Origin of the sequence: Nocardiopsis alkaliphila YIM 80379, from assembly GCF_000341005.1 — a bacterium.
Classification (GTDB): domain Bacteria; phylum Actinomycetota; class Actinomycetes; order Streptosporangiales; family Streptosporangiaceae; genus Nocardiopsis; species Nocardiopsis alkaliphila.
Window position 1 is genome coordinate 1 of record NZ_ANBD01000211.1, and the last position, 525, is coordinate 525.

At 67.4% G+C, this 525-nt stretch carries 1 protein-coding gene; it reads right to left on the reverse strand.

All coding sequences use genetic code 11. From position 1 onward, the window contains the following. Window positions 1-525: glycosyltransferase (locus D472_RS26460; protein ID WP_033304663.1), on the reverse strand; the 525-nt coding region annotated here is incomplete at both ends.

The following is a 525-nucleotide window of genomic DNA, read 5'->3' on the forward strand; positions in this document are numbered from 1 at the left end:
CCGTTCGACCCAGTGCGGGTCGGCGCTCTCCTTGTCGAAGAGCCCCTCTGCGCGCCCGGCCGCGACCTCCTCACGCACGTGCTCAGGACTCATCGCCGCGGGATCGAAGTCGACGAACAACTTGTGCCCCGTCACCACCGCGTAATCGACCTGATGATGCCACCGCATCTGCGACTCCACGTGCTCGCGGTAGACGAGCATGTCCGCGTCGAGCCGGAGCACGACCTGCCCGGAAGAGACCGCGACCCCGGTGTTGACCGCGTGCGCCGACCCCCACCCCCCTTCCGCCGCAGGAACGATCCGCGTGTTCTCAGGACGCACCCCGGCAAGCTTCAGCGGCTCCGGACCGCCATCGTCCACCACGACCACCTCCATCAGATGCGAGGGGTAGCTCTGCGCCGCGAGCGAGGCCAACACCAAGGCGAGCTTGTCCGCACCCCCATGGGCCGGAATCACCACGCTCACCGACAACGTCGGCGTCCACTCCCCCAAAGCCGGAACCGACAACACGGCGTAGTCATTACG